Genomic DNA, 15,683 nt, shown 5'->3' with positions numbered 1-15,683 from the left:
AGACACAAGTCCCCATTAGCAATGCTTCCAGGCAAATTAATTGTACCTTACTATTCCGCTAGGGTATCGCTGCGGAAAACAGTAATTTGCGATAACTTGCTATCTGTTATACGGTTACGGTAACAACGATCGCCACCAGGACGGCGACACTTCGTTGCCTAGGTACATTTGCTCGATAGTACCCTGGTAATTTTTCAAAATCTGTTCCCTTCGGAGGCTTAATTTCGAGGTCATTTCGCCGCTGGACGGGGTGAAGCCTTGTCCCAGGATGGTGAACGGGCCCACCTGTTCGTAGTCGGCTCGATTGGCCAAGCGGCATTCAAGCACTTCTCGAAACCACATCCGAACGGTGGGATGCTTGAGGGCTTGATGTTTGGAAAATACCCACAACTTCGCCTCTTGAATGCGACGGCGGAGATGATCAGGATCGGGAACGATCAAAGCGGACAAGCACTTTTGCCCTTCGCCACAAACAACCACCTGAGCGACTAGCGGATCACTGCCGATAGCAAGTTCTAGGGCGGCAGGACTAACTTTGCGTCCGGTCGATAGAACCAGGACTTCTTTTTGTCGCCCGGTTATCCACAAAAAGCCTTCAGGATCGATAAGCCCCTGGTCTCCGGTGCACAGCCAATTGCCATTCATGATTTGGCGTGTGGCGTCGTCATCTCGATAGTAGCCTGCCATCACGTGGGGACCACGGGTTTCGATTTCGCCGGTCTCTGAGATTCGAATTTCAACCTCTGGAAGGGGCTTGCCCACGCTGCCAGGTTGGTGTGCTTGCTCGGTCGAAACGGTGATCACCGGTGAGGTCTCGGTTAGCCCGTAGCCTTCGCAGAGAAGAATGTTCTGCTGCGTAAAAGTATCGATGACCAGTTGGGGGAGGGGGGCACCACCACTGGTACACATCCGAATTTCACCCCCCAAAGCAGCCTTCAGGGCACCCGGTTCGCTTAACTTCCCCTTCCGCTGCAAGCCTTCCACAACCTTCTGATAGAAGTAGGGGACGCCGTTGATTAGCGTTGGCTGCATGGCTTGGCAATCGGCCAGGATCGTTTCGCGCGAGGCAGCTAAAACTAGTTGCGACCCACGAGCGATCCAGGTGTAAAGATCGCACGTTCTTGCGTACAAATGACTAAAGGGAAGAAAGCTCAGCCGCCGGTCGACCGGTTTTTCCTCGTAGGTTTTTACCAGAGCCATAGCGTTGGAAGCCAGGTTCCGGTGGGTTAGCATCACGCCCTTGGGACCACCAGTGGTGCCGGAAGTGTATACGAGGGAACAAACGGCATCGGGATCCAAAGCGGACCATCGCTGACGTAGTTCGGCCAGCATGGTATCGGGCGCGGCAGGGGAAAGCTCTTGGATTCGTTCCTGAAGCGAAAAGACTTCGCCAGGTTGGGGGCCGTCTTCTCGGCGAATCCGCCAGCGCAGAGAATCGGCTCGATCTTCGTCGGCGAAGATCGAGAAGTCAGGCTGGCAGTTGTTGTGGATGGTGTCTCGCAACTCTTGCGAGCCATGCAGTCCGACCGGGACATGCCACGCACCGAGCAGATGTAACGCCAAGTCAACCACGATCCAATGCCGACAATTCTCGGCATAGTGAACCACGCGGGAGGTCGGCTGCACGCCAACTTGCTGCAGGCAGGCAACCATTTGCCACACATCTTGCAGCAAGTCTTGCCAGGTCGAGGGCTCGAACGAAGCTTCCGGATTCTCGGAACGAGTCCACAAAGCGACTTGAGACCGATCGGCCTCGACCCGTTCAACGAATAGCCCAGCGATTGAGTCGTGCTGGGGGCACGGTTGTCCCGTCTCCATCCGAGAGGCTCCGGCTTCGTTAGTCGATGGACTCGAAGATGGTGGCTATGCCTTGCCCGACACCAATGCACATGGTGGCCAAGCCATAGCGTGCGCCCCGGTCTCTCATGGCATGCAAAAGTGTGGTGCTGATTCGAGCCCCGGAACAGCCCAGGGGGTGCCCAATTGCAATCGCCCCACCATGCACGTTGACCTTTGTAGGATCGAAGCCTAGGCCGCCGATGCAGGCCAACGACTGCGAGGCGAACGCTTCGTTCAGTTCGATCAAATCGATTTGATCAAGCGTCATGCCTGCTCGCTTCAAGACCTTCTGTGTGGCTGGAATTGGGCCGGTGCCCATCACCGAAGGATCAACTCCCGCAACTGCCGTGGCAACGACTTTGGCCATTGGTTTGAGCCCCAGGCGTTTGGCCGAGGCCTCTGACATCATTAGCATGGCCGCCGCGCCGTCGTTGATAGGCGAGGCGTTACCAGCCGTGACCGTTCCGCCATCGGGCATGAAGACCGGCTTCAGAGCGGCAAGAGCCTCTAAACTGGTATCTGCCCGCACGCATTGGTCACGAATGAGAAGTTGGCGTGCACCTTCTTCGTCTCGGCCATGGGTGGGAATGACTTCGTTAGAGAACTTGCCTGCGTCGAACGCGGCGCTTGCTTTCTGATGACTTGCCAGGGCGAACTCATCTTGAGCTTTACGCGAGATTCCTTGCGTTTGGGCCAGGAATTCAGCGGTAATCCCCATGTGCAAGGCCGCTTCCGAAGTGTGATGGTACAGCTTGGGGTTGATATTCAGGGCATAATCCATTGGCACATGGGTCATGTGCTCGAGCCCTCCCACAATCTGCACGTCTTCGGCACCAGCAATGATGCTGTGTGCTGCTTGGTTCAACGCCTGCAGACTACTGCCACAAAGCCGGTTAATGGTGGTGCCGCCCGCTGTGGCCGCAACACCTGAGGTTAGACCGATGATCCGGGCAACGTTCAGACCTTGCTCGAGCGTTTGCTGGGTATTGCCGAACAGAACGTCTTCGATCTCTGCGGGATCGATGCCGGTTCGTTGGAGCAACGCTTCGACGCAGTGAACTGCCAGGTCGTCGCTACGCACATCGCGGTAGTAGCCCCGCTCGGGATGGGCTCGACCGATGGGCGTTCGCACGCAATCAATGATTACCGCCTGATTCATGGTGAGACTTTCTCTATGGTGACTTCGGTTCTGCTTCGTGATTTGTGTGGGGCAAACCAAGGAAGTCTAGGCCGAAGTGAGATCGTAAAACTTACTGTCCTGCTGGGCCATCTCTTGCAGCATTTCCGTCGCGACGAATCGTTGCCCCAATTCTTCTAACGGCTTGAGCCACTCGATCAGCGTCTTCGCCCCAACGGTATCTGCCCAAAAGAGCAGCCCACCCTTGAACGGCGGAAAACCGATTCCAAAGATCAAACCGAGATCGACGTCACGTGGATCTCGGACGATCTCTTCTGTAAGGGCACGCGTCGCTTCGAGCAGCATTGGGAGAATTAAACGATGCTCGATTTCGGTGTCGGTGATCTCACGATTAGGAGCATCGACGTACTTTTGAATCAATTCAACGGTCTCGGCATTGACTTCCGGCTTGCCCTTCTTGTTTTGGTAGTTGAAGAAACCAACTCCCTTCTTCTTGCCAAGCATGTCTCGTTTGATCAGGGCAGGCAAAATCGGGGAAACCAGCGTACGCGAAGGGAACGCGTCGTACATGGTGCGACCGGCGTAGAAGGACGTGTCGATGCCGACCATGTCGTACAAAGCAATCGGGCCCATCGGCATGCCGAACTTCCGGGCGACCTTGTCGATTCGCTTCATGTCGACGCCATCTTGCAGCAACTGCGTGGCTTCGTTCATGTAGGGAAAAAGCAGGCGATTCACCAGGAAGCCTGGGCCGTCGTTGACCACAATCGGGAATTTGCCGAGCCCCTTGGCATAGGCAACGGCGGTTGCGGCCGTTTCATCTGAGGTTTTCTCACCCCGAATCACTTCCACCAGCTTCATCATGCGAACGGGGTTGAAAAAGTGAATGCCGACGAAACGCTCTGGATGCTGGAGGTTTTCGGCCAGCTTGGTGATGGGCAGTGTCGAGGTATTGCTGGCCAAGATGGTTGATTCGGGAAGCTTTTCTTCGAGCCCGGCGAAGATCTTCCGTTTTAATTCCAGGTTTTCGACTACCGCTTCGATGATGATTTCGGTATCGAGCAGTTCATCACTGTTGGTTGTGGTGCGGAGGCGACCAGCGAACTCGATTGCTCGTTCGACGTTCTTGCTGCGTGTCGCTTTGTCGAAAGACACTTCGTCCAGAACCGCCGTTGAGCCACGCTGGAGGGCTTCTGGGTTGGCGTCGTTCAGCTTGACCGATATGCCTCGCTTAAGATTGGCCGCTGCAATTCCACTGCCCATGATGCCAGCCCCAATGACGCTGGCCGATTGCAGTTTGCGCGGCTTGGGACCTTCTCCTTCGACGCCACTGTCTTTCTTGTTGCGATCGGTTAGTAAAAAGACATTGATCAAAGCCGCATTTACGGGCGTGCCAAAAAGCTCGGCCATCCCCTGGGCTTCCAGCTCTAAGGCCTCTTCGGCAGAGACCATTGCCCCGCCAAGAAGCGTTTCGAGAGCTGCCAGCGGAGCGGGATATTGTCCCTTGGTTTGTTGCTGGATGTAAGCGGAAGCGGTTGCCCCCAGGAAACCAAGCTCGGTATCGCTAATCGTGATCCGTTGTTGACCCTCGGTTCGATCGGCCAAGTACTGCTCGGTTTTTTGCTCTTCTCGTATCAGAGCAATCGCGGCAGAGACCAGTTGATCTGGAGGAACTAAGTCATCGGCAAATCCGAGTTCAAGAGCTTTCTGGGGCGAGACACTTTCGCCTGAGGTAATCATTTTGACAGCATTGCCCAGCCCAACCAGCCGCGAAAGACGAACCGTTCCGCCCCAGCCAGGGTAGATTCCCAGCTTCACTTCAGGAAGGCCGATCTCGGTTTTCTCATGCGTTGAAACGATTCGGCGATCGCAACCCAACGCCAGTTCCGTTCCGCCACCAACACACGTGCCGTTGATTGCGGCCACGGTCACCCACTTGTTGGCATGTAAACGGCCAAATAGCTTTTGCCCCCAACGAGACATCTCGTAGGTACGCTTGGTGTCGACCTCCATCGAAGCGGCAAACTCGTTGATATCGGCACCAGCAATAAAGATGGTTGGCTTGGCCGAATCGAGAATGACACCGACGATGTCGTCCCGCTGTGAAAGCGTATCGAGATGACTCGCCAACTCTTCCATGACCGGATGACTCAGGATGTTCGCTCCTTTGTCCGGTAGGTCGAACGTTAGCTGGGCGATGTCCTGTGCGGGGAAGCTGAGCTTGATGCTGGGGGTCGAGGCCATGTCTCCGTCCATTTCGTCCGGGCGGCAAATTTATGGTAAATCGCTTGTGCCACGTAACTTGTTTGGGGAGCGTTACATGTGGGGTGCTCCCTACCATGGGAATTATAACGCGCTGACCTATCTCGGGTTGAGTAGGCGAAGAAGAAGTGGTGGGGAAAAGGGATTACCGCTTCAGCGACTGCCGGTCGAACCAGTTTTTCCAGGCGATTGACTGGGCCTCAAGCGATATTACCGTATTTTTGGGCGGTGGGTTGTTTTCTGCAGGGACTAAGCTGGACAGTCCTTCGAGGGCGGCTTTGCGAATTGACGTTTCATCGTCAAGCAGACGGATCAATTCAGGAAGGTCAACTTGGTTCTGGCGAGCGGCAATCGCTCGTGCCCCTTTCAATCGCGTTTCGCGCGAAGAGGAATAGGTCATGCGGTAGATATGCTGGACACCACGTGGATCGTTGGCCTCGTCCAGTGCTTGAGCAGCAGCAAGTTGGACGTCGACTTCTCGATCAAGCAGCATCGTCACGAACATTTCTCGATGGTTAGGACCATCAAGCTTGGAAAGCGCACGAATCGCCGCGCAACGGACGTCCGGTGATTCATGCTCGAGACTGTCTTCTAAAGGATGAACAACATCGGGCAGAGGAAATTGAGTAACGTGCTCGCAGGCCCGCATGCGAACCAGGGGATCGTCATGCCCAATCGCTTGGCGAACGAGGGATTCCGTAGCGGGGCGTTTGTCCTGTTTGACGATGCCCATGATTGTTTGCCAATCGAGCGAATTGAATCGATGGGTGTGCTGGCCCAACCGCCAGAGAATCAACTCGGGCAGCGGTGCTTGTTCGCTTCGAAGCTCCAGGTCTCGCAAAGCAATCAAAGTCATTTGCGAACTCCCTTGCGTCGCTTCCTGTAACCGCAGGAAAGCAGGATCGCACTGGGGAAGAAGGACTTCGAACAAATAGTCGTTCTCATACTGGACCAAAGTTCGGGCGACCTGATCGACCGCAGCCAGGACTTTGTCCGGAGCAAGTAGTAATTGTTCGCGTGCAGTGGTGCGGGCCGCAGCATCTGTGGCATGCTCGGCTTGGTCGATTTGATCGAGCAAGCCGACGACTTCCTCCGGCGAGAGATCCATCTCTTTCTTGAGGAGTGGTTTTGGTTTGGCAGGAGGCTTGCGCTCGACGACAGGTTCTGCTGGAGTCGTGCTTCGGGCGAGCATGGCCTGACGCACCAAGTGGCTGTTGTCTTCTTTTAGTTTCTGGATGGTTTCCAAGTTGCGTGAAGTTAAAGGGATCCATTGAGCAATCGCCAAGCGGACGCGCCAAGAGGTGGTTTCCGCCAAGCGTGGCCATTCCTCGTGTTGAGGCATCAGGCCCCAAGCCACGATGGCCGCCGTTTGAAGAAGCGTGGGGGCACTATCAGAGACATCTAATAAAAGAGCCTCCGCCGCATGAGAACCTTCGCGACCGAGCCCAATCGTAGCGTTTTCTCGGGTCGAAAAATTGGGCGAACGGCTGGCATCTGATAGAACATCAATCGGAGCTACTGTCCGCAAATAACTGTGCCACAAATTGACTCGTCGCAAGACTTCTGGCGAGAGATTCTCGAAACGCTGCGTGACACTGGCCGGAACTTCACTGGTCGAATCGGTCAGCATTAAGTCGAGCAGCGTCTGCTGAATTTCCGCTGGTTGCTCGATGAAATCAGCCGTGAAACGTTCGTCGGAACGGACGCTGGGAACCGTCGTTGCCAAGCTGTACCAAAACTGCTCTTGAAGCTGTTGTCCTGAAAAATCGTCTTTCAACTCGGTATCAGCAATCAGGTTGTCCCGTTCGGCGAACAATTGACTTATGATTGTGGTGTCGGTAATCGCTTCAAGTAATGCACCCTTAGTGGTGGCTGTGACTTGAGGATTTTGGATTAGTTCGGCTAGGTCAGCATCTTGGACTTCGGCCCCACTGCGTACCAGGCCGATCCATGCCGTGGCTTTGATTTCGGGATCGAGTGATTCGGTGCCAGCCTCTAGAACTTCTTGGGAAGAGATCGGTTGGTCGAGCAAACTCTCTAACGCCCGGTGATGCCAACGAGGTTCTCGCAAGTGGAATGCAAGATAGAGGGGCACGCTACTATCGAGATACCAACCCCGCGAATCAACCCGCTGAGGGCGAATCGCTTTGGGATCGTTCTGGATCACTGAGGAAGAAAGAGCAGCCTCGGCAGCTTCTATTGTCTTGGGGCTGGCTGAAGACTTAGGACGAACTTCCGCCGCAGGAGCCGTGGATTGAACCTGCAACGGGGATAAATCGGTTAATTCCGCAAGCTCCTGCTGCGCATCAACAACCGTGCGGCAGCCAGTGATCCCTCCGAGCATTATCGCGAGGAATGCTAGCAACGCAATGAAAGATGATCGGTTGCGAGGATAAACATTCAACATGCGGTCGCTTTTAACGAGCAGCGACCGCTAAGACAAGATCATTCCAAGTGGGGAATTGCCCCGGGGATTATGGAGAATCGGGAATTGGTCCTTCTCCCCCTGGGCCATCTGCCGGAGGCATCGCACCTGGCCCATCATCTGCAACCGGCTCGGGGCTACCCCCTGGGCCGTCAACCGGAGCTGCTCCTCCTGGCCCGTCCACAGGCATTCCGCCCGGGCCATCTGCTGGCATTGCTTCACCACCAGGCCCGTCCACTGGCGTGCCACCACGACGACCTGCCCCGGGCATGTCTGCACCTGGTAGATCATCCGGTGTGTCGTGGACTGCATCGGGAACATCGATCTCAACCGCTGCTTTGACCGCCAGCTTCTGAGCTGCAGTGGTCATCGCTTCCAGACGTTTCTTGGATGCTTTCAGCAGTTCTTTTTCCTCGGAATCTTCATCGTCGACCGCGTTGAGCATCGCGATCATCGATTTTGTTAGGTTGGCAATCGCCTCACGTTCTTCGTCATTCTTGGCATACTGAATGAGGCCTTCCTTCATGGCGCCCAGGTCGCTAGGAACCTGGGTGATCTGGCCAGCTAGTCCTTGCTTGGCAAAGTCGAGGTGTGTCTTAACGCGGCGACGATAGTTGTTTTCCATCCGCACGAGAACAGGGTCGCGGACGATTTCAGGGGGAGCAGACATTTCCATGCTGCTATCCTCATACATGTCGTAACCACTCGAGTTGCCGCGACCACGGCCTCGGTTGCTACGGCGACCACGGCTGGAAGATCCAGAGCTTGATTTAGACGAGGGGCCTGCTGAGGGGGTTGGAGCGTAACCGCCCCCACCTGCTTCGCCGTAACCACCATATTCACCGCCATAGCCTCCTCCATAGGCCCCACCACCTCCAAGCATCTTCTTTTGATATTCTTTGAGGGACTCATCAAACCAGGTGACGTCGTCTGCGACTGCTTCTAGGGCAATCTTGCCAATATCCGTCGATTGACGGACCACATCCATTTTGTTGGCGGTTTCGTCGTCGAAGGCTAAGTTCCCCTTGGCGGCGATGGCCGAGCAACGCATTTCGATTGGCAGGTTTGGGTTGAGGATGATCGAGTCTAAAGCGGCAGCCAGAGTGCCATCGCGTCCGGCATTACCAATGACTGAGGCAAGGTCGATCGCCCGTTTACGAATCCAAATATGAGCGTCTTCGCTCTGCCCTTCGGAAGCTTCTTCCTGCTTCAAGGTGTTGATAACTAAGGTCAAAATACGATTTTTTTCTTCAGGCGGAATATTCCCCAAATTAACACCGTGCAATTCGCACTGTTCGAGGAGACCCACCCAGGCGGCTACTTTCACTGCGTCGCTTTGTTGTTTGTCTTCAATCAAGCTCAAAAGAACAGGCAACGAAGGAGCATAAGGGACTTCAGGAGTTTGGCTAAACGCGTCCATATCTTGGGAACGCAGGTCGCCGATCAGCAAAGCGGCGTTGTAGCGCAAGACCGGGTGATACTCCGGTTTAACGTATTCCTGCATATACCTCAGCATGATTTCGTTGACTAGCCGACGAGCATCTCGCTGGGAATTTTGCGGACCATAATATCGCTTCAGAAATTCTTGGCGATTGGCACCAGCGTGTTGCCAGTTAGAACGTTTGGTCCAACTCTTAAGGTAGGCCTCACCGAAGAATCTGCGGATCAGTTGTTGCCCTTGGTCATCCAATGGTTTGGAGCGAAGGTATTCGGCCACATTGGCCTGGGTTTGTTGAAAGCGGAGTTTGCCTTGTAAGTCGGTGGCATCAGGATCGATATCGGTGGCGGTTACTGGAATCTCTCGGTAATTTTGCGCCCGAGCGACTTGAGTCCCCATGGCAATCGTCGCCAGAGCGAGCGTACAACAAGCAAGCCATTTCATGCCACAAAATTCCTATGCAATTTAAGACCTACCCACCGCTACCAGCGGAAGCAATGGACGGTTGGGACGAGATGAGATCGTAATCCGAATGTATTCTAGGGGAGATTCGTTCCCCAATCGACGAGTAATTTAATCATACCGTCAAAGATCACTAAGGTTAAGAATAGTTGCTCTCGTGAACCTGTGTCAACGAATTGGTACAAACCCCTAATAAGGACTGGCGAGGCGTATGTCCAATCTACTTTATTATCACGACCGCTTTCTGAAGCACTTAACAGGATCTTGCCACCCAGAGGTACCGGTTAGATTGACCACGGCCAAAGATCACTTGCTGGCTTGTGGGATCTGGGATCAGTGGCAACATCCCGACTTCTCTGCGGCAAACGAAGAACAATTAGAGTTGGTACACGACCCAGGGTTGATTAAGTATTTGCGTGACATGACCTCCCACGGAGGGGGGCAAATCGACGAAGATACGTTCGCCTCAGCCGATTCCTACAAGGTAGCGTTACTTACCGCTGGTGCGGCCAGCGATGCGACTCGACAAGTGATCAGCGGGAAAGCGAAGCGTGCTTTTTGCCTTTCTCGCCCCCCTGGGCATCACGCAACACGTGATCAGGCGATGGGTTTCTGTCTGTTTAACAATGTCGCGGTGGCAGCGGCTACGGCGATTGAGGAACTAGAGCTTAGCCGGGTGTTGATCGTCGATTGGGACGTGCATCATGGCAACGGAACCCAGGACATATTCTGGCGAAGCGAAAACGTCGGTTTTTTCTCGATGCACCGGTACCCATTTTATCCTGATAGCGGTGATCGTGATGCGCGTGGCGAGGGGCCTGGGTTGGGATATACGCTCAATTTACCGATCACCTACGGAACCGATCGCCAGACGATTTTGAACGAGTTTGCCCACCGCTTACAGGATTTCGCGGATAAAGTTCGCCCTGAACTGGTACTGATCAGTGCTGGGTTCGACGCCCACAAGGATGACCCTGTCGGAGATCTCGGCTTAGAGGCGGAGGATTTTCTGGCCACGACTCAAACCGTCAAGGAAATAGCCGACACGTGGAGTCACGGGCGAATTGTCAGCCTGTTAGAAGGTGGCTATAACCCGCCAAGGTTGGCAGAGTGCATCGAAATGCACTTACGTGAACTTAAGGACGATGCATAGTTCCTTCTGCTGAGGCCGCACTACCTTCGGATATTGTCTTCATCCGACTTCTCATCCGCCTTGCTAAGCATTTTCAACAAGACCACCACGTAAGGTGTGTTGGCGTGAGGTTGAACGGATAGGGGACGCGAAATGGATTCGATTTCGACGATAGTCGAAGTCTTGTTGGTAGGCCAATAAAAGTGGTTAACGTTGCAAACCATCGATGCGTCTTTCAACAAACCGGGGGAGGAGAGAGATTCGCCGTTGTAATTAGCAACAAGAGTGCCAAATGTTGGCTAAAGTGGTCAGTTTTCTTCAAGTACGCTAGATCAAGGGTTTTTGAAAAGAGAGAGGGCAACGGCAAAGTTTGCCCCAATTTCGTAGTGCGATTTACCGTTTGACTCGATCGTAGAATTTGCAAAAGCCCTTTGCAAAACCTACGAAAAGGCTACTTATGGGCCTCTTGGATCGCCTCTATTGCCATTTGAATTTGGGGATCTTCGAAATCTAGTAGCGATTGCTCTTCTTCAGAGATCTCGCGACTCTCGGCGAGGGCTGGATCGGAGAAGTTCGTTCGATCGACATCGTGTAATCGCCGGGCTTGGTTGACTTTCTTCAACATCTCGTCTTCCAGATCCAACTCCCACCCCTCGTCAGGACGAACGCCCCAGTCATCTTCTTCCGTGGCGTCGGGAAAGCGGTGGATGTTGGTTTCGTTGGGACGCCAATAGGTTGCCGTCGTGATCTTCAAAGCTCGGCGGTCACTATCCAAGGGGAAGGGGAAAATGCTTTGGACGGTCCCTTTCCCGAACGATCGTTCACCGATTACCGTCGCACGGTGATGATCTTGCAGGGCAGCAGCGAAAATCTCACTCGCACTGGCGCTAAAGCGATTCACCAGGACAACGACGGGCATGTCTTTCGGCACAATGGTGTTGCCGTTTGTCGCTTTGGCGATTTCACGGATTTCGTTATCGCGACTACGCGTGGTAACGATCACACCGGAATCGATAAACATATCAACCATTTCCACGGCCGCCGTCAGATAACCGCCAGGGTTGCCCCGCATGTCCACGATCAGGCCTTCTGCATTTTTGGGAATCTGTTCTAGTGCCGCTTGAAAATCATCAGCCGTATGATCTCCAAACGAATCGACGCGGATGTAACCAATGTTTGGGTGATTGGTTAGATAAAAATTCCATTTGCCACCTTCGCCATGGCTGTCTCCCAGCACCGATTCGACCATGATGTTGGCTCGTGTCACGGTGATGTCGACCGGTTTTTCTTCGCCGATATGTTGAACGGTTAGGGTGACCGGGGTGCCACGAGTGCCATGGAGTCGTTCAAGCGAAGTTTTGAAATCTTCGCCGTTGAGTTCAACACCATCGATCGCCAGCACGATATCGCCGGCTTGGACTCCTGCTTGATAGGCAGGTGCCCCAGCAAGCGGAGTGATGATGATCATCTGTCGTTTGTCTTCATTGAATTCGACCTGAACGCCGATGCCGCCAAATTCTTGACCTAATTCTCGCCTAAAGTCGGGGTAGTGCGAGGGAGCGATATAAACCGAGTTCTGATCTAGAGGCGAGGTCAGCCCTGCCATGGCGGCATTGAATAGCTCTTCCTCGCCGACGGGACGCACATAGTAATCGGAAATCGTTTGCATGCCCTGCTGAAACATCAACGCATAGCGCGAGTGTGTCGTAGATTGATAGCAGATGAGCGACACGACAAAGGCCAGACAGATCGCGATCAGATTTCCACGCGGCATAATATTGCGTGCCTATTTGCAGGAACCAGGAGATAAGGCAGACCTTCAATATTACCTGCTCAGGGGAAGCGGTCCTAGTGCCAGGGCAGATATCGCGTTACTGCCGTACGGGTTTCAAGCAGGTATTGCTGGAGAACCTATGCCCCCAGAAACGGCACAGGAACCAAAAAAGCATGTTGTTCCAGCAGGCTATCTGCCCCACGCCAGGAAATGTACAGGAACAAGTACATAAAGAAGATATAAGAGACAACGACGGGGACCGTGGCCAGACGGCTGAGCCAACGAAAGAGGAAGTGGGCGGGCTTTTCTCGCTTTTTTGCTCGAGCCAAAGCCCAACCAGCGAGTACGCGTGCCGGAAAGATAAACACGACAAAGAACAAGCTGGGGAGCCAGGCAATCTCGCGGTCGATCATCTCGACTTTGAGCAAATAGAGCGGCAGGGCGAATAGCAACGTGATTAATAAGGCCGACCACCAAGCCAGCGGCGCCTGACGAAACATGCGCCGCACCCTTCCCACTTCAAATAACGCTCGCAAGCGATTCTCAGCGGCGAAGTGAGCCTGCAGGAACGGTAAGTACAACAGGACAAAGGCGAAGACGACCATACCGGGCAGGCTGACCAAAAACGCGATTCCCGGCTCGGTAATTTGTCGAGCACCAATCATCCATAACACCGGCACCAACAGCCAGGCCAAAGTACCGAAGAATCCGCGTGCTCCCAGCGAGAAATAATGCCATAGATGCAATTCCTTGATAAATGCCAGCGTTCCTTCACGGGCATACGCATACATGCCACCGTGAAAGATTGTCTTGAAAAAACGAATGGGGGCGGGCCAGATGAAATGATGGAGACGACCGCCCCGGTAACAAGCCCAGGCCACATGCAATCCAACCAGCCCGGTCGCAACAATCGTAACCAACCACAGTATCTTGGTTGATCGGCTATCAGGATCAATTAACCAAGCACTTTGCCAAGCATCGGAAAGCAAACGAAGTGGCAGGAACATGAGCCACGTTCCGGCTACGATGCTGCCAATCCGAGCTGCCTTGCGAATGCCGATAAAGCCCTGGGTGAACTGGCCGGTTCGAGCAATTCGTCCTCCAACCTCCAGCAAATACCCGAGGCTCATTAAATTTAGAATAGGGACCGTCGCCAGAAAGGCAAGGATCACGATCATCGAAATCGCCCCGAAACACCACTCCCACAAGCTCATAAAGCCGGTAGCTGCCCGGACCAGCAAACTTGCTTGAGGCGGACAAACGGTTGCCTCGGTTGCCCAAACAGGCTCGGCCGAAACAATTCCGCCAGGGCTCATGCGTGGCTGAGAAAGGAGCCGCTCTTTCGTATCCCAGGCTGAATTCGCTGTCGACATGAGATTGGTGACATCCTGTGAACAAACGCGCATTGCTTGCTGCCTTCCCTTTTCTACTCGGGATGCCTCGCGTTGAGTTTTGTAAAAATCAAGAAAAAGCAAACTTTTGTCTGCAATAGAGAAACAACCCCTTCTGCTTGGCAGTAAGAATGGGTGTTGGCCTCATCGGCGCCGCCCCTGTTTCTTTTGGGTCTAAAGACAATGTGGTTAAAGAACATTGCGTTTCTCTCGCTAGTAACGATCGGGCTGGCCTCGTTAGCCAACTGGTTGTTGATGCCCCCCAAGGTGCAAGCCCTCGATCAGCCGGTTGTATTGCGTTCAAACGATTTTGATTCTGCCCGCCAAGCGGTCGATCGCCAGTTTCACGCGGCGTGGGCTGAAGAGAACTTGCAGCCTGCCCACAAAGCGGAGGACTTAACGGTGGCTCGCCGTCTTTCGTTGGGATTGGTAGGAACGATTCCTTCGCTGGCAGAGATCCGCATGCTAGAGCAGCGTCCGGAGGCGGACCGTTTACAGTGGTGGGTCGATTACCTTCTCAACGATCGCCGCTATGGCGACTACATCGCTGAACGTCTTTCGCGTGCATATGTGGGGACCGAGGGTGGCCCATTTCTGATTTTTCGTAAAAGACGATTTGTCACTTGGCTTAGTGACCAATTGATGGCAAATCGTCCTTACAACGAATTGACACACGATCTAATTGCCGAGACGGGACTTTGGACCGATCACCCAGCCGTCAACTTTGTGACGGCAACGGTCGATCAAGATGGTACGAAGGAACCCGATGTTGCACGCTTGGCGGGTCGACTAACGCGGGCCTTCTTAGCCACGCGAATCGATTGCGTTCAGTGTCACGACGACAATCTCGGGGGAGATTTGAAGCAGAGCGACTTTCACGAATTAGCTTCCTTTTTTCGCGAAGCAGAGAACTCGTTTGTTGGTATCACCGACAAAAAAGGGCGTCCTTACGAGTTTCAATATCTTTATGCGAATGAAACAGTCACGGTACCGGCCCAAGTTCCTTTCAATCAGCAGTTGATGGACGAAGAAGGGGGGACGTTGCGAGAGCGGCTTGCCAATTGGGTTACGCACCCAGAGAACCGGCCGTTTGCCCGAGCGATCGTCAATCGGATGTGGGCGATTATGACTGGACGCCCGTTGGTCGAACCGGTCGACGATATCCCTTTGGATGGAAGTTTTGCGGAAAGAACGTTGCCTGCTGGAATGGAACCCCTGGTCGAGGACTTTATTGACCACAACTTTGACATGAAACGCTTGGTTCGCTTGATCGCAGCTACGGAAGCATTTCAGCTAGATAGCCGTGCAGAACATGAAGTGACCCCCCAGCACGAAAAGCTTTGGGCAGTGTTTCCTGTGAATCGGTTGCGGCCAGAGCAAGTCATCGGCAGCATCAATCAGGCATCTTCCTTGCACACCTTGAACGCCGAAAGCCACATTCTGACTCGTTTGGTGACCTTCGGCGAAACGAACGATTTCCTGAAGCGTTACGGTGATGCCGGCGAAGACGAATTTAGCCAAGATGCCGGAACCATTCCGCAGCGGTTGTTGCTGATGAATGGTAACTTGGTGAAAGAACGGACCAAAGACAATTTTATCCGCAATGCGGCAACCAAGGTTTCGCAGTTGGCGCCAGACAACCAGACGGCGATCGAAACCGCTTTCTTGTGCGTGCTTACCCGCCGCCCTACATCGCAGGAGAGCGAGCACTTTCTGGCGAAGCTAAACAACGAAGCCTTACAAACACGCCGTTCGCAAGACTTCGAGGACATCTACTGGGCTTTGATGAATTGCACCGAGTTTGCCTGGAATCACTAACAGA

General features: G+C 53.8%; 9 protein-coding genes. 2 read left to right on the top strand and 7 right to left on the bottom strand.

The genetic code is table 11. The annotated features are described in order from the left end of the window. Positions 1-114: 114 nt before the first annotated feature. From DTL42_RS16485 to DTL42_RS26955, 5 genes are all read right to left on the bottom strand, one after another. Entirely contained in the window at positions 115-1,818 is a 1,704-nt protein-coding gene (locus DTL42_RS16485; RefSeq protein WP_114369923.1) for an AMP-dependent synthetase/ligase, read from the bottom strand. 19 nt (positions 1,819-1,837) lie between these two features. Further along, positions 1,838-2,998, bottom strand: a complete 1,161-nt coding sequence (fadA, locus tag DTL42_RS16480; RefSeq protein WP_114369921.1) for an acetyl-CoA C-acyltransferase FadA — start codon at positions 2,996-2,998, stop codon at positions 1,838-1,840. A gap of 66 nt (positions 2,999-3,064) precedes the next feature. Continuing rightward, entirely contained in the window at positions 3,065-5,221 is a 2,157-nt protein-coding gene (locus tag DTL42_RS16475; RefSeq protein WP_114370053.1) for a 3-hydroxyacyl-CoA dehydrogenase NAD-binding domain-containing protein, read from the bottom strand. Positions 5,222-5,384: 163 nt separating this feature from the next. Next, positions 5,385-7,583 (bottom strand): HEAT repeat domain-containing protein, encoded by a 2,199-nt coding sequence (locus DTL42_RS16470; protein WP_158545426.1) that lies wholly within the window; start codon positions 7,581-7,583, stop codon positions 5,385-5,387. 130 nt (positions 7,584-7,713) lie between these two features. Then, positions 7,714-9,546, bottom strand: coding sequence for a hypothetical protein (locus DTL42_RS26955; protein ID WP_114369917.1), 1,833 nt, complete (start codon positions 9,544-9,546; stop codon positions 7,714-7,716). A gap of 229 nt (positions 9,547-9,775) precedes the next feature. On the opposite strand from DTL42_RS26955, the gene DTL42_RS16460 reads away from it, so the two are divergent. After that, entirely contained in the window at positions 9,776-10,717 is a 942-nt protein-coding gene (locus tag DTL42_RS16460; RefSeq protein ID WP_114369915.1) for a histone deacetylase family protein, read from the top strand. A gap of 430 nt (positions 10,718-11,147) precedes the next feature. Here DTL42_RS16460 and DTL42_RS16450 read toward each other — a convergent pair whose 3' ends face one another. Together DTL42_RS16450 and DTL42_RS16445 are read right to left on the bottom strand one after the other, a co-directional pair. Further along, complete coding sequence (locus DTL42_RS16450; RefSeq protein ID WP_114369911.1) at positions 11,148-12,470, bottom strand: S41 family peptidase; 1,323 nt, start codon at positions 12,468-12,470, stop codon at positions 11,148-11,150. 137 nt (positions 12,471-12,607) lie between these two features. Continuing rightward, positions 12,608-13,843 carry a hypothetical protein gene (locus tag DTL42_RS16445; RefSeq protein WP_147274308.1) on the bottom strand — a complete coding sequence of 412 codons (1,236 nt, stop codon included), beginning with the start codon at positions 13,841-13,843 and terminating at the stop codon, positions 12,608-12,610. Positions 13,844-14,044: 201 nt separating this feature from the next. On the opposite strand from DTL42_RS16445, the gene DTL42_RS16440 reads away from it, so the two are divergent. Continuing rightward, positions 14,045-15,679 carry a DUF1553 domain-containing protein gene (locus tag DTL42_RS16440; protein ID WP_114369907.1) on the top strand — a complete coding sequence of 545 codons (1,635 nt, stop codon included), beginning with the start codon at positions 14,045-14,047 and terminating at the stop codon, positions 15,677-15,679. Positions 15,680-15,683: the final 4 nt, after the last annotated feature.

Source organism: Bremerella cremea (assembly GCF_003335505.1).
Classification (GTDB): domain Bacteria; phylum Planctomycetota; class Planctomycetia; order Pirellulales; family Pirellulaceae; genus Bremerella; species Bremerella cremea_A.
This window is presented reverse-complemented; position numbering and strand designations above follow the sequence as displayed.

Coding starts and splice junctions, on each gene's coding strand:
- DTL42_RS16485 (WP_114369923.1), bottom strand. CDS start 1,818: ATGGAGACGGGACAACCGTGCCCCCAGCACGACTCAATCGCTGGGCTA.
- fadA (WP_114369921.1), bottom strand. CDS start 2,998: ATGAATCAGGCGGTAATCATTGATTGCGTGCGAACGCCCATCGGTCGA.
- DTL42_RS16475 (WP_114370053.1), bottom strand. CDS start 5,221: ATGGCCTCGACCCCCAGCATCAAGCTCAGCTTCCCCGCACAGGACATC.
- DTL42_RS16470 (WP_158545426.1), bottom strand. CDS start 7,583: ATGCTCGGAGGGATCACTGGCTGCCGCACGGTTGTTGATGCGCAGCAG.
- DTL42_RS26955 (WP_114369917.1), bottom strand. CDS start 9,546: ATGAAATGGCTTGCTTGTTGTACGCTCGCTCTGGCGACGATTGCCATG.
- DTL42_RS16460 (WP_114369915.1), top strand. CDS start 9,776: ATGTCCAATCTACTTTATTATCACGACCGCTTTCTGAAGCACTTAACA.
- DTL42_RS16450 (WP_114369911.1), bottom strand. CDS start 12,470: ATGCCGCGTGGAAATCTGATCGCGATCTGTCTGGCCTTTGTCGTGTCG.
- DTL42_RS16445 (WP_147274308.1), bottom strand. CDS start 13,843: ATGTCGACAGCGAATTCAGCCTGGGATACGAAAGAGCGGCTCCTTTCT.
- DTL42_RS16440 (WP_114369907.1), top strand. CDS start 14,045: ATGTGGTTAAAGAACATTGCGTTTCTCTCGCTAGTAACGATCGGGCTG.